The sequence below is a fragment of the Blastococcus sp. URHD0036 genome (genome assembly GCF_000701365.1).
Taxonomy (GTDB): Bacteria; Actinomycetota; Actinomycetes; order Mycobacteriales; family Geodermatophilaceae; genus Trujillonella.
In genome coordinates, this window is sequence record NZ_KL370778.1 from 277,326 (window position 1) to 297,384 (window position 20,059).

The following is a 20,059-nucleotide window of genomic DNA, read 5'->3' on the forward strand; positions in this document are numbered from 1 at the left end:
GCCTCAGACCCCGTGGTCCTGCAGCCACAGCTCCAGCAGCCCCAGCTGCCAGAGCTTGTTGCCGCGCAACGGCGTGAGCTCGCCGTTCGGGTCGGCCAGCAGGCCGGAGACGTACTCGGGGCGGAACAGCGCGCGCTCACGGGCGGCGTCGCTGGAGAGCGCGTCGCGGACCAGGTCGAGCACCTTGCCCTCGAGGTGGGTGATCGCCGGTACCGGGAAGTAGCCCTTCGGCCGGTCGATGACCTCCGCCGGGATGATCCGCCGGCCGATGGCCTTGAGCACACCCTTGCCGCCGTCGGCCAGCTTCAGCTCCGGCGGGCAGGCCGCCGCCAGCTCGACGAGGTCGTGGTCGAGGAACGGGACGCGGGCCTCCAGGCCCCACGCCATGCTCATGTTGTCCACCCGCTTGACCGGGTCGTCGACGAGCATCACCTCGCTGTCCAGGCGCAGCGCGGCGTCGACCGCCGTCTCGGCGCCCGGCGCCTCCATGTGCGCGGCGACGAACGCCCGGCTGACGTCCTCGTCGAGCCCGTAGCGGTCGGAGACGACCCGGAGCAGGTCGGCGTGCGTGCGGTCGAAGAAGGCAGTGGCGTAGCGGTCCACCGCCTCGCCGCGGGGGACGCCGGCCAGCGGCGGGTACCAGTGGTAGCCGGCGAACACCTCGTCGGCGCCCTGGCCGGACTGCACGACGCGGATGGACTCGCTGACCCGCTCCGACAGCAGGTCGAAGGCGACGACGTCGTGGCTGACCATCGGCTCGGCCATGGCGCCGATCGCGTGGCCGAGGGCGCCGGCGAGCTCGTCGGAGCCGACCCGGATGCGGTGGTGGTTCGTCGAGAAGCGCTCGGCGATGACGTCGGAGTAGGCGAACTCGTCGCCCTCCCGGCCGCCGACCGACTCGAACCCGATGCTGTACGTCGCGAGGTCCTGCTGACCCTCCTGGGCGAGCAGGCCCACGATCAGGCTGGAGTCCAGGCCGCCGGAGAGCAGCACGCCGACCGGGATGTCGGCGACGAGCCGGCGGCGGACGGCGACCCGCAGCGCCTCCTCGATCGCGTCCTCCCAGTCGCGGGGCGACCAGTTCGCGTGCTCGGCGCGCCGCTCGTAGACCGGCTGCCAGTAGCGGTGCTCCCGGCTGGTCCCGTCGGCATCGATGACGCGCACGGTCGCCGGGGGGAGCTTGCGGACGCCGTTGAGCAGGGTCCGCGGCGCCGGGACGACGGCGTGCCACGTCAGGTAGTGGTGGAGGGCCACCGGGTCGATGGAGGTGTCGACGTCGCCCGCCTCCAGCAGCGCGGGGAGCGTCGAGGCGAAGCGCAGCCGGCCCGGCGTCTCGGCCAGGTACAGCGGCTTGATGCCCAGCCGGTCGCGGGCGAGCACCACCCGGCCGGTGTCCCGCTCGTGGATCGCGAACACGAACATGCCGTGCAGGTGGTCGACGACGTCGGCGCCCCAGTGGTGGTAGCCCTTGAGGATCACCTCGGTGTCGGAGGTGGAGAAGAAGCGGTAGCCGTGGCCCTCGAGCTCGGCGCGCAGCTGCTGGTAGTCGTAGATGCAGCCGTTGAATACCGCGGTCAGGCCGAGCTCGTTGTCGACCATCGGCTGGCCGCCGGCCGCCGACAGGTCGATGACCGACAGCCGGCGGTGCCCGAAGGCCACCCGGCCGGCGCTCCACATGCCCTGGCCGTCGGGACCGCGGGGCACCAGCTGGTCCACCATCCGGCCGACCGCGGTGGTGTCGGCGAGGGTGCCGTCGAATCTGATCTCGCCGGAGAGCCCGCACATGGCAGTCGATTCAACCCGCGGGGGAGAGGTCCCGCGACGCGAGCCCAGCGCGTCGTGAGCGGCGTCACGGGTTCCACGTGGAACGACCCGGACCCACCGGAACGGCTCCCTCGGTGGGTCCGGGTCGGCTCAGCGGAGGGCGGCCACCGCGGCCACGACGTCGACCAGGCCGGCCCCCTTGTCGTAGGACGTCGTCCGCCCGCCCACGGTCGTGTACGCCGCGCCGTCGGCGAACCGGTGCGCCGTGCCGGTCAGCGCCGCCTCGATCTCGGCCGGGGTCGCGGTCGGATCGGCCTGGAAGAGCTGGGCGACGATGCCGGCGACGTGCGGTGCGGCCATCGACGTCCCGCTGATGGTGTTGAAGGTGCCGACGTCCAGCAGCCCGGGGCCGTTGCGCGGGTCGAGCCCGGTGGCGCAGATCGGCAGGTACAGCCGGCAGGACGACGTGATCGTGTCGCCGGGCGCGGAGAGGTCGGGCCAGGTCGAGGGGTCGGCCGCCGCGCCGCGCGAGGAGAACTCGCTGACCACGCCGTCCCGGGTTCCGGTCTCCTGGTCCGAGTACGAGGCCACCGAGATGATCCCGCCGGTCGGGTCCTGGCCGGGCGGGTTGGTGAGCGAAGCCGAGCCGTCGCCGCCGTCGTTGCCCGCCGCCCACACGGTGACCACGCCGTCGGCGGCCAGCGCCCGCTGCAGCTTGACCGTCGCCGAGTCCGGGTCGAACGCGCCGCCGCCGGTCGGGCCGTAGGAGTTGTTGGTGACCCGGATCGGCGGGCAGACATCGGCGGGGACGCCGGCACCGCACGGGTGCTCGTGGTTCTCCAGCACCCAGTTGAGCGCGGAGTCCGCACCGACGATGAGCAGGGCCGCGCCGGTGGAGATGGACACGAGGCCGGCCCCCGGGGCGGCGCCCTGCAGCCGGGTGCCGTCCGACAGGGTCGTCGGCCGGCCGGCCACGATCCCGTTGACGTGCGTGCCGTGCCCGCCCAGCGACAGCGTGTCGGTGTCGACCACGGTCGGCACCGGGACGACGCAGTCGGGGCTCGTCGACGTCTCGAGCAGGCAGACGCTCTTCAGGCTCGCCACCACGGCGCTGCCGCCGTCGGCGTCACGGAGGAAAGGGTGGGTCGGGTCGACACCGGAGTCGATGACGGCCACGGAGACGCCCCGGCCGTCCAGCGGCTGCCCGTCGGCGCCGGTGAGGGTCGCGGCCGCCTCGGCGCCGCGGGTGGCGGTGTTCGAGGTCTCGTCGAGGAAGGCTACGGGGGCGTTGCCCTCGAGGTAGGTGATGCCGGGCTCGGCGCGGGCGGCCTCGACCTGCGCGGCGGTACCGCGGGCGACCACGACGCCGATCCGCTCGAACTCGGTGACCGGCCGCATGCCGGTCCCGGCGACGGCCGCCCGGGCGGCCGCGGCGTCGGTGCCGTGGACCAGGACCGTGGCCGGCGCCGCGGTGGCCAGGCCCTCGAGCTGGTCGGCCAGGAACTCCTGGACGGGCGCGAGTGCGCCGGCGGGCGCGGCCTGGGCGGGGGAGGCGGTGACGAGGACGCCGGCGACCAGCGCGGCCAGGCTCCCCACCCCTCCGAGACGGCGGGCGGACCGGGTCATGGGCTCTCCTCGACGGTGGGGCGAGCGGAACGGGTGCGCCCTGTCCGAACGAGCGGGCGTGCCGGGGGTCACGCCCGGCGTCCGCCCCGCCGTCCTCCCTCACCGCAGCGCGTCCTCCCTCACGGCCGACCGCGGGGAGGACGCGCCACGATCAGGTCACCTGATCCCGGACCACCGTCCGGACCGGGTTGCGCTGCGGTGCCCGGGGGCAGGATCGGGGCATGCAGAAGCGCGAACTGGGAGCCCTCCGTGTGCCGGCCATGGGGCTGGGCTGCATGGGGATGAGCGAGTTCTACGGGACGGCGGACCAAGCGGAGGCCGAGCGGACCATCACCCGCGCCCTCGACCTGGGCGTGACGTTCCTCGACACCGCCGACATGTACGGGCCCTTCACCAACGAGCGGCTGGTCGGGCGGGCGATCGCCGGCCGCCGCGACGAGGTCGTGCTGGCCACGAAGTTCGGCAACGAGCGCGGGGAGGACGGCTCGCGGATCGGCATCAACGGCCGGCCGGAGTACGTACACCGGGCCTGCGACGCCTCGCTGCAGCGGCTGGGCGTCGACGTCATCGACCTCTACTACCAGCACCGGGTCGACACCACGGTCCCCGTCGAGGAGACCTGGGGCGCCCTGCGCGAGCTCGTGGACGCCGGGAAGGTGCGGTTCACCGGGATCTCGGAGGCCGCCCCGGAGACCATCCGGCGCGCGCACGCGGTGCAGCCGGTCACGGCGGTGCAGACCGAGTACTCGCTGTGGACCCGCGACCCGGAGGAGGACGGCGTGCTGTCGACCTGCGCCGAGCTGGGCATCGGGTTCGTGGCCTACTCGCCGATCGGCCGGGGCTTCCTCTCCGGCCAGATCCGTAGCGTCGACGACCTGGCGCCGGACGACTTCCGCCGGCACAACCCGCGCTTCCAGGGGGAGAACTTCGCCCGCAACCTCGAGCTGGTCGACCGGGTGCGGGAGATCGCCGAGGAGAAGGGCGTCACCGCCTCCCAGCTGGCTCTGGCCTGGGTGATCGGGCAGAGCGGCCGGGACGGGAACCCGACGGTCGTGCCCATCCCCGGCACGAAGCGGGTCTCCTACCTGGAGGAGAACGCAGCGGCGGCCGACGTCGAGCTGACCGACGACGACCTGCGCCGGCTGGACGAGGCCGCGCCGCGCGGGGCGACCATGGGGGACCGCTACCCGGACATGTCCAGCATCCACCGCTGAGGAGCCCCTGCGGCGGGGCCGTTCCCGGTGAGCGGGAGGATGGCGCCGTGTGCAGGGAGGCGGGCCGGTGACGACCGCGCTGGTCGTCGCCGTCACCGTCGTCGCCGCGGCGCTGGCGCTGGCCGGCATCGCCTCGACCGTGGCACGCCGCCGGATCGGCCTGCTGCACCTGGTGCTCGCCGGCCTCCTGGAGGCGCTGCTCCTCGTGCAGGCGGTCCTCGCAGCGGTGCGGCTGGCCGGGGGGTGGGAACTGCCGGAGACGGCGACCTTCCTCGGCTACCTGGCCGGCGCGCTGCTGCTCCCGGTCGCCGGGGTCCTCTTCTCGCGCACGGAGACCACCCGCTGGGCGGGCACCGTGCTCGCCGTCCCCGCCGCCACGGTCTCGGTCATGATCTGGCGGCTGCTGCAGCTCTGGGAGGCCGGGAGTGGCTGAGCCGACGGAGGTCCCCGCCGCCGACGCCCCGCGCCCGGCCGAGGGTCTCGGGCGGGTGCTCGTCGCCGTGTACGCGGTCTTCGCGCTGGCCGCCGGGGCCCGCGCCGCGGTGCAGCTGGCCACCCGCTTCTCCGAGGCACCGATGGCCTACCTGCTCTCGGCCCTCGCGGCGGTCGTCTACGTGCTCGCCACCATCGGCCTGGCCCGCGGCGGGCGGAGCGGACGGCGGACGGCGTTCGTCGCCTGCACGGTCGAGCTGACCGGCGTGCTCGTGGTCGGGGTGCTCTCGCTGGCCGACCCGGACGCCTTCCCCGACGAGACGGTGTGGTCGGGCTTCGGGCAGGGCTACGGCTACGTGCCGCTGGTGCTGCCCGTGCTCGGCCTGCTGTACCTGCGCGCCCAGGGGCGGGCCGGACGGGCGGAGGGTCAGAAGTCCCCGCCGCCGAAGTCCCCGCCGAAGTCGCCTCCCCCGAAGTCCCCGCCGCCGTCGTAGCCGCCACCGAAGTCGCCGCCGCCCCCGTAGTCCCCGCCGTCGGCCGCGTAGTCGCCCCCGTCGCTGCCGGCGCCGTCCTGGTAGCCCTCGGCGTAGGCCTCCTCGTCCCCACCGCCGAACAGGCCGCCGTCCCCGAGGCCGGTGTCGAACAGGGCGTCGGCGACCGCGCTGCCGACCACGAGACCGCCGATGGTCCCGAGCATGCTGGCGCCGAAGCCCCCCATGCCGAACCCGCCGCCGCCGAAGCCACCGCCGTAGCCGCCGCCGTAGCCCTGGCCCCCGTATCCCTGGCCGCCGTAGCCCGGCCCGTAGCCGCCGCCGTACCCGCCGGGTCCCGGACCGAAGACCCGTTCCAGGGTGCCCGGCTGGCGCACCTCGGCCCGCGTGGCCGCCCGCGCGAGGGACCGCGCGTCGTCCGACCGGGGCCGCTCCCCCTTGGGCACCGCCGCCGCCAGCTGGACCAGCACCTGCTGGCGCTGCTCTGCGGTGAGCTGGGCGAAGGCCTCGGCGTGCGCCTCCTCGATCTGGTCCGGCGGCGCCGTGCGGAGCAGGTATCGATACCGCTCGAGCGCCTGCTGGTCGCTCAGCCGGCCGCCCGCCGCCGGGCCGCCCCCGCCGTACCCGCTGTCGTAGCCGCGGTCGTAGCGGTCCGTGTAGCGGTCGTCGTACCGCTGACGCCGTCCCCGTCCGAAGAGCCGGTCGAGAAGTCCCATGCCCCGTTCGTTCCCGCTACCGGGCCGCCCACACGTCGTCCCCCGAACGTGCTGCTCAACCCGGGCGTGATGGAGAGCCGCCCGCTCCCCCTCGTAGACTCGACCGGTGCCGCGCGCCGACGACGACCTCGCCATGTCGCGGGTCGTGGCCCAGTCAGGCGCCGGGTCGCAGGCCGGTCTGGTGGCCAGCGCCAGCGCGGTGATGTCCGGCCGGGGGGGCGGGGGGCGCCCCACCGCGTCCCTGCCGGGGGTCCTGGCCGAGGCCCCGGTGGCGGTCCTCCTCATCGACCGTTCGGCGGGCGAGGTGACGTTCGCCAACACGGCCGCCGTGGAGCTGGCCGGCAACGTCCACCTCCCGGTGCCGGTCGACGCCTGGGGCGCCGCGGCCGGCCTGACCGACCTGGGCGGGGCCCCGCTGGCCTCCACCACCGGTCCGCTGTCCCTCGTCGCCCAGGGGCAGCCGGTGACCGGGGAGGCGGTGCGGCTGGCGCCCGGTCGCAGCACCGAGGCGGAGCGGGCGCGGGCCGACGACGGCAGCCAGGACCGGCTGCTCTGGGTGACCGGCTTCCCGCTGTCGCACGGGGACGACGAGGGCGCGCCGCTGTCGCTCGTGGTCTTCCTCGACGTCGCCACCCCGACCGAGGCCGACGACCCGGAGACCGCGCTGCAGTCCCTCCGCGACCGCGCGGTGATCGCCACCGACATCACCTTCACGATCAGCGACCCGCGCCGGCCCGACGACCCGCTGATCTGGGTCAACCCGTCGTTCACCCGGATCACCGGCTACTCCTACGACGAGGCCGTGGGGCGCAACTGCCGCTTCCTCCAGGGACCGGCCACCGACCCCGCCGCCGTCGACGAGATCCGCGCGGCGCTGGCCGAGCGGCGCACCCTCACCACGACCCTGCTCAACTACCGCAAGGACGGCACGGCCTTCTGGAACCAGCTGTCGATCAGCCCCGTGTTCGACGGGGAGGGCGAGCTGGTGAGCTTCGTCGGGGTGCAGACCGACGTGACCGAGCGGGTGCGGGTCGAGCACGAGCGCGAGCGCGCCTTCGCCGCCGAGCAGACGGCCCGGCACGAGGCCGAGCTGGCCCGGGCCACCGCGGAACAGGCCCGGTCCGACGCGGAGGGCGCGCGGCTCCAGGTCGAGCAGGCCACCGAGCGGCTGGCGCTGATGGCCGAGGCGACCAGCACGCTGATCGCCACGCTGGACATGTCCGACCTGCTCGACCGGCTGGCCGGCCTCTGCGTCCCGCTGCTGGCCGACTGGGTGTTCCTGACCCTGGTCGACGAGCACGGCGAGGTGGTCGAGACCGCGTACCGGCACCGCGACGGCCGCGAGGAACAGCTGCGCTCCTTCAGCACCGTTCACGCCCTGCACCTGCCGCCGGGGTCGCCGAGCCTGCAGAGCATGCGCAGCAGCCGGCCCACCCTCATCGACCGCGACCGCGACCGGATCGAGGCCGCCTTCGCCGTCGACGCGGCACGGGAGGCGTTCGACTCGCTCGGCGGGCACTCCGTCCTGACCGTGCCGATGGTCGCCCGCCGCCGGACCCGCGGCGCGATGGCGCTGGTGCTGTCGTCGCAGGAGCGCACCTTCACGCAGAAGGACGTCGACCTGGCCGAGGACCTCTCCCGCCGGGCCGCCCTCGCCATGGACAACGTGCGGCTCTACCAGCAGGAGCACGCCGTGGCCGACACCCTCCAGCGGTCGCTGCTCCCCGAGCTGCCGGAGATCCCCGGCACCACCGCGGCGGCGCACTACGTCAGCGCCTCGACCGCGGCCGACGTCGGCGGGGACTTCTACGACCTGCTGCAGCTGCCCGACGGCTCGGTCGGCCTGGTCATCGGGGACGTGGTCGGCCACGACATCGCCGCCGCGGCGGCCATGGGCCACCTGCGCGGGCTCATCCGCGCCTGCGTCTGGGACGCGCCCGACCCCGACCCGGGTGTCGTGCTCGGCCGGGTCGACCGGCTGGTGCAGGGGCTGCGGATCGCCTCGATGGCGACGATGGCCTACGCCCGCGCGACGCCGCCCACGGAGCCGGGGGAGCCCTGGCGGGTGCACCTGGCCGACGCCGGGCACCCGCCGCTGCTGCTCCGCGAGCCCGGCGGAGCGGTGCGGGTGCTGGACCAGGTCAGCGGCCTGCTGGTCGGCGTCGACGCGGGTGCCCAACGGCCCGCCGTCGTCCTCGACGTCCCGGCGGGGTCGACGCTCCTGGCCTACACCGACGGCCTGATCGAGCGGCCCGGCCTGGACCTCGACCTGGGGATCGCCGAGCTGGTGGAGCGGATCGCCGCCACGCCCGCCGACGCGTCCCCGCGGGCGCTGTGCGACGCCGCGGTCGCCGGGACCCTCGACGGCCGCGACGACGTCGCCGTCATCGCCGTCCGGCTGGGCTGACCCGCTCAGTCCGCCGGGCGCGGACCGCCGTCGAGCAGGCCGTACCCGCCGCGGTGGTAGAGCAGGGGACGCCGTCCCGGATCCGCGCCGAGGTCGAGCACCCGGCCGGCCACCAGCGTGTGGTCGCCGCCGTCGTACTCGGCCCACAGCGCGCAGTCGATCCACGCCACGACGCCGTCGAGCACCGGCTGTCCCTGCCGGCTGAGGTGCCACTGCACCCCTGCGAACCGGTCCGCCGCGGGGCCGGCGAAGGCCGCGGAGATCCCGTCCTGGTCCTCGGCCAGCACGTTCACGCAGAACCGGCCCAGGTCGCGCAGCCGCGGCCAGGTCCGGGAGCTCCGGGCGGGGGCGAGCACCACCAGCGGCGGGTCCAGCGACAGCGAGCTGAAGGACTGGCAGGTGAAGCCGAGCGGCCCGTCGGCGGTCGCCGCGGTGACCACCGTGACGCCGGAGGCGAAGGTGCCCATCACCTCGCGCATCACGCGGGGGTCGACGACCTCGACCGGTCCGTCGGGGGAGGGCGGGGCGGAACTCACGCCTCCGAGTCCATCACGCCCCGGCCGGGGTCTGCTCCGTGAGCCTGGGCACGGACCGCCCGCCGGCCCGGTACAGCGAGCTCGGCAGCTCGTGCCCGACGGCGCGCTCGGTCACCCGCGCGGCGGCGAGGACGGCGTCCAGGTCGATGCCGGTGTGCACCCCGGACTCCTCCAGCATGTAGACGAGTTCCTCGGTGGCGATGTTGCCGCTCGCGCCGGGAGCGAAGGGGCAGCCGCCCAGCCCGCCCACCGACGAGTCCAGCTGTGTCACCCCCGCCTGGATCGCGGCCAGCGCGTTCGCCTGCCCGGTGCCGCGGGTGTCGTGGAAGTGGACGCCGACCGGGGTCCCCGGACAGACCCGGCGGACGGCGTCGAGCACGCGGACCACCCGCATCGGCGTGGTGGTCCCGATGGTGTCGCCGAGGACGATCCGGTCGGCGCCGGCGGTCACCGAGGCCCGGGCGACGTCGACCGTCCGGACGATCGGGGTGCGGCCGTCGAAGGGGCAGTCCCAGGCCGTGGCGATGACGACCTCGAGGGTGCCGCCGGCCCGGTGCGCCAGGCCGGCGATCTCGCCGACGGCGCCGACCGCCTCGGCGGTGGTCCGCCCCGCGTTTGCCCGGCTGTGCCCGTCCGTGGCGGACACGACGTACTCCAGGTCGGGGACGCCGGCGTCGACCGCCCGCACCGCCCCGCGGGCGTTCGCCACCAGCGCGGAGAAGGCGACCCCGGTCCAGCGCCCGAGCTCGGCGGCCACCTGGTCGGCGTCGGCCAGCGCGGGCACCGCACGGGGCGAGACGAAGGAGGTGGCCTCGATCCGCCGTACGCCGGTGCCGACCAGCGCCTCGAGCATCGCGAGCTTGTCGGCGAGGGGGAGGGGGGCCTCCAGCTGCAGCCCGTCCCGCATCCCCACCTCGCGGATGTCGACCGCCGGGGGGAGCACCAGGTCGAAGGGGTCCCGGTCGGGGTGCACGTGCCGCTCCTCTGCTCGCCGTCCGCGACGCCGTCCGGCGCCCGTCCTGCCGGACCCATCCTCGCGCAGCCAAGTGCGAGATCACGTTCCACGTGGAACTGGTCCGGGCACTACCGGGGGTGCGATACGACTTGGACTGTCACGGGGGGCGTCCAGGATGACCCCCGGAGGTGGGACGTGGGCGAGCGGAACGGCACCGCGGCCATGACCGAGGAACGTGCGCCGGTCGGCCATGACGCGTTCCTCCACGCACCCGTGGGCATGGCGATCAGCCGCGTCGACGGCGTGCTGATCGAGGTCAACCCGGCGCTGGAGCGGCTGCTCGGCCGGCCGGCCCGGGAGCTCTCGGGGTCCTCCCTGTACGAGCTGACCGACGCCGACGAGCTGCCCGGGATCCGCGACGCGTGCACCGCCGTGCACGCCGTCCCGGGCCGGGTGTCCCGCGTGGAGGGCCATCTGCTGCACGGCGACGGGACCCGGGTCCCCGTGCAGGTGACCGTCACCCGGGTGCCCGAGCAGCCGGGTCTGCCCACGCACCTGGTCCTCGTGATCGAGGACATCACCGACCGGAAGGCCCTCGAGGCCCAGCTCGTCCACCGCTCGCTGCACGACGCGCTCACGGGGCTGCCGAACCGGACCCTCTTCGCCGACCGGCTGCGCCACGCGCTGGAGCGCGGGCACCGGGAGGGGACGCCCACCTGCGTGCTCGTGGTCGACCTCGACGGCTTCAAGGGCATCAACGACCGCTACGGCCACCCGATGGGCGACGCCGTGCTGGTCACCTTCGCCGAGCGGCTGACGTCGGTGCTGCGGGCCAGCGACACCGCCGCCCGGCTCGGTGGCGACGAGTTCAGCATCGTCTGCGAGAACACCGAGCCGGCCGACGCCGAGGTGCTCGCCGGCCGGCTGCGCACGGTGGTGCTGGAGCCGCTGGACATCGACGGGACCCCGATCGCCCTCGGCATGAGCGTCGGCATCGGCACGGCCGAACCCGGTGCCGATCCCGACACCGCGTGCGAGGCGGTCGTGCGCGCGGCCGACGACGCGATGTACGCCGACAAGAAGCGGGCGCGCTGAGCGGTCCGGCTCAGGCCGGCGGGCCGCTCCGGGTCCAGCCCAGCGTCGCGGGCAGCCGCGCGAACACAGCCGTGATCACCGGGAGAACCCCGGCGAACAGGGCGACGACGGCGACGCCCACGATGTCGTCGTCGTCGTCATAGGTGGCCGCACCCACGACGGCGGCGAGCAGCAGGACCCCGACCGCGGCCAGGGACGAGGCGAACAGCGGCGTCGGTGACCGGCGGGCCATCACCTGCGCCGCGCCGTAGATCATCCCGGCGGCGCACGGCAGGCCGAGCGCGAGCACCCAGGTCGCGGCGTCGCCGCCGGTGGAGAGCGAGCCGACGAGGAACAGCAGCGACCCGGCGACCGTCAGCCCGCCGGTGACGTAGCCCAGCACCCCGGCGGCGGTCGTGACGCCGGGCCGGCCGGGGCCCTGCGGCCACGGCGCCGGCGCGCCCCACGGCGTGGTGCCCCAGCCGGGGACCTGCCCGTACCCGGACACCTGCCCGTTCGCCGGGGGCTGGCCGTAGCCCGGCGACTGTGGGTACCCCGGCTGCGCGCCGTACCCGTACGGCTGGCCGGAGCCCGGCTGCGCGCCGTAGCCGGGCTGCTGCCCGTACTGCTGGCCGGGGCCGGGCTGGTGGGGGACGCCGTGCTCGCTCATGGGGACAGCGTCTCAGCCGCAGAGCCGCCGGACGCCGCACCCGCGGCCGCGACTCACCACGACGGAGGACCCTGGAGGGCTCAACCGCCGAGGGCGGCGGTGACGACCTCCCGGGCCTCCTGCTGCACCTGCGCCAGGTGGTCGGGGCCGCGGAAGGACTCCGCGTAGACCTTGTAGACGTCCTCGGTGCCCGACGGCCGCGCGGCGAACCAGGCGTTCTCCGTGGTCACCTTGAGCCCGCCGATCGGGGCGTCGTTGCCGGGCGCGCGGGTCAGCTTGGCGGTGATCGGCTCGCCGGCCAGCTCGGTCGCGGTGACGGCCTCGGGCGACAACCTGCCCAGCGCCGCCTTCTGCTCGCGGCTCGCCGGGGCGTCCACCCGGGCGTACGCCGACTCGCCGTACCGGGCGGTGAGCTCGCCGTGCAGCTGCGAGGGGGACCGACCCGTCACGGCCTGGATCTCACTGGCCAGCAGCGCGAGCAGGATGCCGTCCTTGTCCGTCGTCCACACCCCGCCGTCCCGGCGCAGGAACGACGCACCCGCCGACTCCTCGCCGCCGAACCCGACCGAGCCGTCGAGCAGCCCGGGCACGAACCACTTGAAGCCGACCGGGACCTCGACCAGCCGGCGACCGAGGCCGGCGACCACGCGGTCGATCAGCGACGACGACACCAGCGTCTTGCCGACGGCGACGTCGGCACCCCAACCCTCGCCGTGGGCGAAGAGGTAGGAGATCGCCACGGCGAGGAAGTGGTTGGGGTTCATCAACCCGCCGTCGGGGGTGACGATGCCGTGCCGGTCGGCGTCGGCGTCGTTGCCCGTGGCGATCGCGAAGTCGGCGCGCTTGCCGATGAGCGAGGCCATGGCCGAGGGCGACGAGCAGTCCATCCGGATCTTGCCGTCCCAGTCCAGCGTCATGAACCGCCACGTGGGGTCGACCAGCGGGTTCACCACCGTGAGGTCGAGCCGGTGCCGCTCGGCGATCGCCCCCCAGTAGTCGACGCTGGCGCCACCCAGCGGGTCCGCGCCGATCCGGACCCCGGCGTCGCGGACGGCGTCCAGGTCCACCACCGACGGCAGGTCGTCGACGTAGTCGCCGAGGAAGTCGTGCGGCCGGGCGGCGGCCCGGGCGCGGGAGAACGGGATCCGCCGGACGCCGTCCAGACCGGCGCGCAGCAGCGCGTTGGCCCGGTCGGCGATGGCCTTCGTGGCATCGGTGTCGGCCGGGCCGCCGTGCGGGGGGTTGTACTTGAACCCGCCGTCGCGGGGCGGGTTGTGCGAGGGCGTGACGACGATGCCGTCGGCGAGCCCGCTGGTCCGGCCCCGGTTGGCGCGCAGGATCGCGTGGCTGACCGCCGGCGTCGGCGTGTACCGGTCGGCGGCGTCCACGAGCACGGTCACGTCGTTGGCGGCGAGCACCTCCAGCGCGCTGGCCCACGCCGGCTCGGACAGGGCGTGGGTGTCCCGGCCGAGGAACAGCGGCCCGTCGATCCCCTGGCCCGCGCGGTACTCGCAGATGGCCTGGGTGGTGGCGAGGATGTGCGCCTCGTTGAAGGCGACGTCGAACGCCGAGCCGCGGTGGCCCGACGTCCCGAATGCCACCTGCTGCGCCGGCTCGGCGGGGTCCGGCACGAGGGTGTAGTAGGCGGTGACCAGCGCCGCGACGTCGACCAGGTCGCTGGGCTGGGCGGGCTGACCGGCACGGACGTCGCTCATGGGCCGATCCTCGCCTCTCGCCGGGTCCCGCGGCGACCCGGCCGCGATGCCGGTACTCGCGTCGTCACCCGGGAGGGGGAGTTCCGAGGCTCCGCAGTTCAGTGGCACCGCTCTCCGCGCCGTAGAGACGGTGTGACCACCCATGGGGCTCCCGCCAGGCACGACGACGTCCTGGACAGCTTGCTGCGGCTCCCGCACGCGGCCTTCGCCGCGCTGGCCTCCGACGGCGTCCTCGTGCCGATGCCCGACTCCGTCGGGGTGTCCGCCGAGCGGGTGCTGTCCGTGCCCCGCGACCGGTCGACCGCCATCGACGTCGTCGTCCCGGCCGATGCGATGGCCGTGGTCGACGCCTGGGAGCGGGCCCTGGCCACCGGGCTGTCCTTCACGAACGTGCACACCCGCCTGGCTCCCGAGCAGCCGGTGATGCTGACCTTCCTCGACGCCCGCCCCGCGCACGGCGTCCTGCTGGCCACCTTCGAGGTCGTCGGCGCGGACCCCGACGAGGCGACCGCCGCCGCTGCGCAGGGCGAGTGGGTGGCGGTGTCCCGGACGCCGCGGACCGCCGTCGTCCGCAAGAACGCCTTCGCCGTCGTCACCGACATCGACGAGCGCACCACCCGCATGCTCGGGTGGGGCCCCGAGCAGATGGTCGGCCGGCGGTCGTCGGAGTTCATCCACCCCGACGACCAGGAGCGGGCCGTCGCGAACTGGCTCGAGCTCCTCTCCACGCAGGAGTCCCAGCGGGTGCGGCTGCGTCACCGGCGGGCCGACGGCAGCTGGGCGTGGCTGGAGCTGGAGAACCAGTACCAGGCGGCCGACGACCCGGCCGACGCCGTCGTCGTCACGGCCATGAACGACATCTCCGACGAGATGGCGGCGCACGAGGCACTGCGGCAGCAGGAACGGCTGCTCCGGCGGGTGGCCGAGTCCCTGCCGCTGGGCATCGTGCAGCTGGCCGCCGACCGCTCCGTCGTGTTCGCCAACCCGCGCTTCGACGCCCTGGTCGGCGGTCCGGACGTCGACCGGCTGGCCGGGCTGGACGCGGCGCTGGACCCCGGCGACCGCCCGGCGGTCGCCGCCGCGCTCACCGCCGCCCTGGACGAGGGCCGCGACGGCGAGCTCGAGGTGACCGTGCGCCTGCGCGGCGGCGAGACGCGGACCTGCGCGATCGGCGTCATCTCCCTCGGGGAGAGCGAGGGCGCCCCGGGCGCGCTGCTGTCGGTGTCGGACGTCTCGGCCCACGCCCGGCTGCGCGAGGAGCTCACGGTCCGTGCGACCACCGACCCGCTGACCGGGGTGGCCAACCGCGAGGCGGTGTCGAGCGCCCTCGACGAGGCACTGCGCCACACCGGCGACGCCCTCACCGCGGTGGTGTTCGTCGACCTGGACGGGTTCAAGCCCATCAACGACACCTACGGCCACGACGTCGGCGACGAGCTGCTGCGGCTCACCGCCACCCGGCTGTGCGCGGCGGTCCGGCCGGACGACGTGGTCGGCCGGATCGGTGGCGACGAGTTCCTGGTCGTGAGCCGCGGCCACACCGAGCCCGGGACGGCGCTGGCCCTCGGCCGGCGGATCCAGGCCGCGCTCGGCGAGCCGGCGGTGCTGGCCTCCGGCCCGGTGGCCCTGCAGGCGAGCCTCGGCGTGGCCTGCGGCGGCGCGGGGACCCAGCCCATCTCCCTCATGCGGGAGGCCGACCAGGCCATGTACCGCTCCAAGCAGGAGGGCGCGGGCGCGCCCGTCCTCGCCGGGACCCCCCGGGCATAGGAGGCATTCCGCACGTCCCACGCCCGCGGACGTGCGTATCGCTTCCTATGCCTCGGTCGTCGGCGGCGTTCCGCGCTCGCGGACCAGGCGGGCGGGCGCACACCGTGACCACGCGTCCTCGAGCAGCTCGGTCACCAGCCCGGGTGTCGCCGCGGCCAGGTCGACCCGCACGCCGGACAGCCGCTTCCCCCACCAGAGGAGGGCGCACGGACCGCCCTCCGCGGCGCGCGCCTCCGACTCATCGAGCATCACGTTGAGCTGGGCGTCGGTCCACTGCGTGGCCAGGATGCGGGTGCCCAGCCGGAAGGCCCGCTTGCCGTGGTGGTCCCCCTCGGTGACCTCGGGCAGGGCGAGCGCGACCGCGCGCACGTCGTCCGGGGTCACGAGGGCGCCGCGCCGGGGTAGCTGCCGACGCTCCAGCTGTTGCCCTCCGGGTCGCGCACGGAGAACTCCTGCCCGCCGTACTCGGGGGAGGCCAGCGGGCGCAGCACGTCCGCGCCGGCGGCCTGGACGCGCGCCCAGACGGCCTCGACGTCGTCGGTGACGAGGTAGGCGCCGCTGGCACCGGGCTGCACGTCCCACCCGCCGTCGTCCCGGGCGGAGCCGAGCATCACGCCGCCGCCGGGCGGCCAGGCGAGCTCGGCGTGGACGACGAGGCCGTCGTCCCCGGGGACGACGAGGGTCTCGGTGAAACCGAGGACGTCGACCAGCCAGCGGATCAGGGCGGGGGCGTCGGCGGCGCGGAAGGCGGGCCAGACGGTGGGCGGGGGAGTCGTCATGCCACCGATCCTGCGGGGTCGGCGCGCCAGCGGTCTTGGACGAATCCGAACTCCGCCTCCAGCCAGCGCAGCGGTGCGAGGCCGGCGAAGGCCCGCCAGTCGCGGGTCAGGTGCGACTGGTCGGCGAAGCCCGCCGCCGCGGCGAGGCCGGCAAGGTCCGGCGCGGCACCGCTGGCGACCCGCTGCGACAGCGCCCGGCGGGCCCGGTCGAAACGGACGACGCGCGCGGCCTCCTTGGGGCCCAGGCCCGTCTCCGCGCGGAAGCGGGCGGTGAGGTGCCGCTCGGACCAGCCGAGCCCGCGCGCCAGCTCGGCCACCCGCAACCGCCCGCCCGAGGCCAGGGTGAGCCGCCAGGCCTCGGCGACCTCGGCGGCCGGCGCAGGTCCGGGGCGCGCGGCCCGGGTCAGCACGTCCTCGAGCGCCGCGAAGCGGTCCGGCCAGGTGGCCGCGGCGCGCACCCGGTCGACGAGCTCCCGCGCGACCGGGCCGAGGACGTCGTCCAGCGGGCAGTCCAGCGACGCCAGCTCGCCGGCGGGGACGCCGAGCAGCCGGCGGGCGCCCAGCGGGGTGAGGCCGAGCTGGAGGCCGGCCTGCCGGCCCGGGTGGGCGATCAACGCGGGGGAGGTGTGCAGGCCGCCGACCATCGCCTCGTAGCGGCCGGGCAGCTGCGCCGGATCGGCGTGCGCGGCGATCTCCAGCGGGTCGTCCAGGGTGACGATGAAGGTCAGGGTGGGGGAGGGCAGCCCACGGTGGACGCCGGGCTCCAGGCCGCTCTGGCGGTATCCGACGGCGTCGGCGACCAGCCCGCGCAGCGGCCCCGTCGGCCGGTGCACGACGAACTCGCTGGTCACCGGCTCAGGATGGCACCGGCGGCCGGGACCGTCGACCGGCTCGATCCCCCCACGGGGGCGGGTGGGGGCCGAGCGCCCCTCAAGGACGGCGACGGTGGATCCGATCTCTCCGGCATGGCCCTCCTCCGCCGGCTCGCGCCCGGCTCGCTGCTGACACGGTTCGCCGTCATCAGCGCCGTGCTGACGGTCGGGCTCGGTCTGGTGCTCTTCCACGTGCACAGCGACGCGATCGCCGAGCGGGCCCGGCAGCAGGCCGAGCGGGCCGTCGTGGTGACGGTGCGCCTGGGCCTGCAGCCGCAGATCACCGCGGACGACCTGGAGAACGGGCTGGACCCCGAGCGGCTGGCGCACGTCACGGCCGCGGTGCGGACCTCCGCCGGCGACACCGTCCGCGACGAGCTCACCGCCCTCGACCCGGTCGAGATCAAGATCTACAACCGCGAGGGCGTGATCGTCTACGCCGACGAGACCGAGCTGATCGGCCGCCGGTCGACCTCCGACGACCTGGCCGAGGCCCTCGCCGGCGAGGTGGAGTCGGAGTTCACCTCGGACACCGCGGACGCCACCGGCAGCGGGGGCGGCGACCGGCGGATGCTCGAGGTCTACGTGCCCGTGCAGTTCGACGGCTCGCCGACCCCGGACGGCGTCATGGAGGTCTACCTCCCCTACGCGCCGGTCGCGACCGCGATCAGCGAGGACCTGCGCACGCTGAGCGTCACGCTGGCGATCAGCCTCGCCGTCTTCTACGCCGCCCTCTTCCGCCTGGTCGCCGGCGCCAGCAAGCGGCTGCGCCGGCAGACCGCGGCCCTGCACGCCTCGGCCGAGCGGGACCGGCACCAGGCCACGCACGACGCACTCACCGGACTGCCCAACCGCGTGCTGCTGCGCGACCGGCTGGACCAGGCCCTGGCCGCCGCCGGGCGCTCGCGGTCCGAGGTCGCCGTCCTGCTGGTCGACCTGGACCGCTTCAAGGAGGTCAACGACACCCTCGGGCACTCGTGGGGCGACCGGCTCCTGCTGGAGATCGGTCCCCGGGTGCAGTCGGTGCTGCGCGCCGGCGACACCGTCGCCCGCCTGGGCGGCGACGAGTTCGCCGTCCTGCTGCCCGTCGTCGACGGGATCGCCGAGGCCGAGGCGGTCGCCGGCCGCATCCGGGACGCGCTGCACCGGCGGTTCGACGTCGACGGCGTCGGCCTGGACATCGAGGCCAGCATCGGGATCGCGGTGTCGCCGGAGCACGGGACGACCAGCGAGGACCTCCAGCGCAACGCCGACATCGCCATGCACGTGGCCAAGGAGTTCAAGGCCGGGGCGGTCGTGTTCCAGCCCGCCGAGCACGTCGTCCCCTCGTCGCAGCTGACGGTGCTGGGCGACCTGCGCCGGGCGCTCGGCCGGGACGACGAGCTGGCCGTGCACTACCAGCCCCTGGTCTCCCTGACCGACGGGTGCCTGGTGGGCGCCGAGGCGCTGGTCCGCTGGCAGCACCCGGAGCGCGGGATGGTCCCGCCGGCCGACTTCATCCCGGTCGCCGAGGGCACCGGCCTGATCCTCGCGCTCACCGAGCGCGTCCTCGACATCTCCCTGGCGCAGGTCGCCCGCTGGGCCGGCTCCGGGCACCGGCTGCCCGTGGCGGTCAACCTCTCCACCCGGTGCCTGCTCGACGCCTCCCTGCCCGACCTCGTGGCGCGACTGCTCGCCGAGCACGGGGTGCCTGCCGCCCTGCTGCGCCTGGAGGTCACCGAGAGCGCGGTCATGGCCGACGCCGAGCGCTGCCTCGCCGTCCTGCAGCGGCTGCGCGGCCTGGGCGTGCACCTGTCCATCGACGACTTCGGCACCGGCTACAGCTCGATGGCGCAGCTGCGCCGGCTGCCGGTCGACGAGCTGAAGATCGACCAGTCCTTCGTGCTCGGCATGACCGTCAGCGAGCAGGACGCCGTCCTGGTCCGGACGGCGGTCGACCTCGCGCACAACCTCGGTCTCACCGTCGTGGCCGAGGGAGTGGAGCGGGAGGAGCACGTCACCGCGCTGCGCGAGCTGGGCTGCGACGTCGCCCAGGGGTACTTCTTCGCCCGACCCATGCCGGCCGGTGACCTCACCGCGCTCCTCGCCGCCCGGCACCTGACCGGTGACCGCCTGTACGCCTGACCGTCGCCGGTCAGCCCTCCACGGACTCCAGGAACCGGCGCAGCGTCTCCAGGAACACCTCGGGCTGCTCGGAGTGCACCCAGTGCCCGGCGCCCTTGATCTTCACCAGCCGGGTGTGCGGGAAGAGCTCGTCCATCCGCGCCCGGTCCTGCGGGAGCACGTAGTGGCTGTTCGCGCCGGCCACCCAGAGCACCGGCCCGTCGAACGTCGCGCCCGGCGGCGGGTCGGGGAACCCGCGCAGCGCCTCGAGGTCGCGGCCGAGCAGCTCGAGGTTGAGCCGCCAGCGCCAGCCGCCGTCCGCGCCGACGCCGTCGCGGACCAGCGACTGCAGCAGGAACGAGCGCACCATCCGGCTGGGCACGGCCTCGCGCAGCGCCGCGTCGGCGTCGTCGCGCGTCTTCAGCTCGTCGAGGTCGACCGCCTGCATCGCGGCGATGAACGCGGCGAACGGCGAGGCCTCCTCGTCGGGGTCGTCGGTGCGCCCCCCGGACACCGGGTACTCGACCGGGGCCATGTCGACGACGACGAGCGCGCGCAGCAGCTCCGGCCGGCGCAGCGCCAGCTGCATGCCCACCTTGCCGCCCATGGAGTGCCCGACCAGCGTCGCCGGCTCGCCGAACGACTCCAGCTCCGCGGCCACGAGCCCGGCCATGTCGAGGTAGTCGACCCGCTCGGTCCACGGCGAGTGCCCGTGGTTGGGCAGGTCCAGCAGCGTGACCCGGTGCCGGCCGGACAGCCCCTTGGCGATCGTCGTCCAGTTCTTCCCCTGACCGAACAGGCCGTGCACGAACACCACCCGCGGACCGGCCTCGCCCACCGTGCGGGCGTGCAGCCGTTCCTCGGGGTCCGTGGTCACCCGGCGATTCCACCAGAGTCGCCGCGCGCGGCGGGACGCGGCGCGGTTCCCCGGGACCGTC

The 20,059-nt window shown here is 75.1% G+C and carries 18 protein-coding genes; 7 read left to right on the forward strand and 11 right to left on the reverse strand.

The genetic code is table 11. From position 1 onward, the window contains the following. Window positions 1-3: 3 nt before the first annotated feature. Both N555_RS0125080 and N555_RS0125085 read right to left on the reverse strand, forming a co-directional pair. Complete coding sequence (locus N555_RS0125080) at window positions 4-1,785, reverse strand: N-acetylglutaminylglutamine amidotransferase (protein ID WP_029434236.1); 1,782 nt, start codon at window positions 1,783-1,785, stop codon at window positions 4-6. Between the two features lie 129 nt (window positions 1,786-1,914). After that, a complete protein-coding gene (locus tag N555_RS0125085) occupies window positions 1,915-3,390 on the reverse strand; it encodes a S8 family serine peptidase (protein ID WP_029434237.1) in 1,476 nt (491 codons plus the stop codon). Window positions 3,391-3,611: 221 nt separating this feature from the next. On the opposite strand from N555_RS0125085, the gene N555_RS0125090 reads away from it, so the two are divergent. The 3 genes from N555_RS0125090 to N555_RS0125100 all read left to right on the forward strand — a co-directional run bounded on the left by N555_RS0125090 (window position 3,612) and on the right by N555_RS0125100 (window position 5,530). After that, window positions 3,612-4,604, forward strand: a complete 993-nt coding sequence (locus N555_RS0125090; protein ID WP_029434238.1) for an aldo/keto reductase — start codon at window positions 3,612-3,614, stop codon at window positions 4,602-4,604. A gap of 67 nt (window positions 4,605-4,671) precedes the next feature. Then, entirely contained in the window at window positions 4,672-5,037 is a 366-nt protein-coding gene (locus N555_RS0125095) for a hypothetical protein (protein ID WP_029434239.1), read from the forward strand. After that, window positions 5,030-5,530, forward strand: coding sequence for a hypothetical protein (locus N555_RS0125100; RefSeq protein WP_231503164.1), 501 nt, complete (start codon window positions 5,030-5,032; stop codon window positions 5,528-5,530). The genes N555_RS0125095 and N555_RS0125100 overlap by 8 nt, the downstream gene beginning before the upstream one ends. On the opposite strand, the gene N555_RS0125105 is transcribed toward N555_RS0125100, so the two are convergent. After that, window positions 5,464-6,243, reverse strand: a complete 780-nt coding sequence (locus N555_RS0125105; RefSeq protein ID WP_029434241.1) for a hypothetical protein — start codon at window positions 6,241-6,243, stop codon at window positions 5,464-5,466. The two genes, N555_RS0125100 and N555_RS0125105, sit on opposite strands and share 67 nt — an antisense overlap. Before the next feature lie 106 nt (window positions 6,244-6,349). On the opposite strand from N555_RS0125105, the gene N555_RS26430 reads away from it, so the two are divergent. After that, window positions 6,350-8,650 (forward strand): SpoIIE family protein phosphatase, encoded by a 2,301-nt coding sequence (locus N555_RS26430; protein ID WP_231503165.1) that lies wholly within the window; start codon window positions 6,350-6,352, stop codon window positions 8,648-8,650. Window positions 8,651-8,655: 5 nt separating this feature from the next. On the opposite strand, the gene N555_RS0125115 is transcribed toward N555_RS26430, so the two are convergent. Together N555_RS0125115 and N555_RS0125120 are read right to left on the reverse strand one after the other, a co-directional pair. Continuing rightward, the gene (locus tag N555_RS0125115) at window positions 8,656-9,186 is read right to left on the reverse strand and encodes a flavin reductase family protein (protein ID WP_034512432.1); all 531 of its coding nucleotides are present in this window, start codon (window positions 9,184-9,186) and stop codon (window positions 8,656-8,658) included. 13 nt (window positions 9,187-9,199) lie between these two features. After that, window positions 9,200-10,159 carry a hydroxymethylglutaryl-CoA lyase gene (locus tag N555_RS0125120; protein ID WP_231503166.1) on the reverse strand — a complete coding sequence of 320 codons (960 nt, stop codon included), beginning with the start codon at window positions 10,157-10,159 and terminating at the stop codon, window positions 9,200-9,202. Window positions 10,160-10,336: 177 nt separating this feature from the next. On the opposite strand from N555_RS0125120, the gene N555_RS0125125 reads away from it, so the two are divergent. Continuing rightward, window positions 10,337-11,236, forward strand: a complete 900-nt coding sequence (locus N555_RS0125125) for a sensor domain-containing diguanylate cyclase (RefSeq protein ID WP_231503167.1) — start codon at window positions 10,337-10,339, stop codon at window positions 11,234-11,236. Between the two features lie 10 nt (window positions 11,237-11,246). Here N555_RS0125125 and N555_RS0125130 read toward each other — a convergent pair whose 3' ends face one another. Both N555_RS0125130 and pgm read right to left on the reverse strand, forming a co-directional pair. Then, complete coding sequence (locus tag N555_RS0125130; protein WP_029434246.1) at window positions 11,247-11,885, reverse strand: hypothetical protein; 639 nt, start codon at window positions 11,883-11,885, stop codon at window positions 11,247-11,249. 80 nt (window positions 11,886-11,965) lie between these two features. After that, on the reverse strand, window positions 11,966-13,600 hold the full coding sequence (gene pgm / locus N555_RS0125135) for a phosphoglucomutase (alpha-D-glucose-1,6-bisphosphate-dependent) (RefSeq protein WP_029434247.1): 1,635 nt from the start codon (window positions 13,598-13,600) through the stop codon (window positions 11,966-11,968). A 132-nt stretch (window positions 13,601-13,732) separates the two neighbouring features. On the opposite strand from pgm, the gene N555_RS0125140 reads away from it, so the two are divergent. Next, window positions 13,733-15,367, forward strand: a complete 1,635-nt coding sequence (locus N555_RS0125140) for a GGDEF domain-containing protein (protein ID WP_156036523.1) — start codon at window positions 13,733-13,735, stop codon at window positions 15,365-15,367. Window positions 15,368-15,412: 45 nt separating this feature from the next. On the opposite strand, the gene N555_RS0125145 is transcribed toward N555_RS0125140, so the two are convergent. From N555_RS0125145 to N555_RS0125155, 3 genes are read right to left on the reverse strand one after another with little or no spacing between them, the layout of a single operon-like run. Beyond that, the gene (locus tag N555_RS0125145; protein WP_029434249.1) at window positions 15,413-15,751 is read right to left on the reverse strand and encodes an MmcQ/YjbR family DNA-binding protein; all 339 of its coding nucleotides are present in this window, start codon (window positions 15,749-15,751) and stop codon (window positions 15,413-15,415) included. Further along, a complete protein-coding gene (locus tag N555_RS0125150) occupies window positions 15,748-16,146 on the reverse strand; it encodes a VOC family protein (protein WP_029434250.1) in 399 nt (132 codons plus the stop codon). Before N555_RS0125150 ends, N555_RS0125145 begins: the two co-directional genes overlap by 4 nt. Next, window positions 16,143-16,997: a helix-turn-helix transcriptional regulator gene (locus N555_RS0125155; protein ID WP_029434251.1), complete on the reverse strand. Its 855-nt coding sequence runs from the start codon at window positions 16,995-16,997 to the stop codon at window positions 16,143-16,145. Before N555_RS0125155 ends, N555_RS0125150 begins: the two co-directional genes overlap by 4 nt. Before the next feature lie 114 nt (window positions 16,998-17,111). On the opposite strand from N555_RS0125155, the gene N555_RS27185 reads away from it, so the two are divergent. Continuing rightward, the gene (locus N555_RS27185) at window positions 17,112-19,142 is read left to right on the forward strand and encodes a putative bifunctional diguanylate cyclase/phosphodiesterase (protein WP_197029153.1); all 2,031 of its coding nucleotides are present in this window, start codon (window positions 17,112-17,114) and stop codon (window positions 19,140-19,142) included. A 10-nt stretch (window positions 19,143-19,152) separates the two neighbouring features. Here N555_RS27185 and N555_RS0125165 read toward each other — a convergent pair whose 3' ends face one another. Continuing rightward, window positions 19,153-19,998 (reverse strand): alpha/beta fold hydrolase, encoded by an 846-nt coding sequence (locus N555_RS0125165; RefSeq protein WP_029434253.1) that lies wholly within the window; start codon window positions 19,996-19,998, stop codon window positions 19,153-19,155. Between the last annotated feature and the right edge of the window lie 61 nt (window positions 19,999-20,059).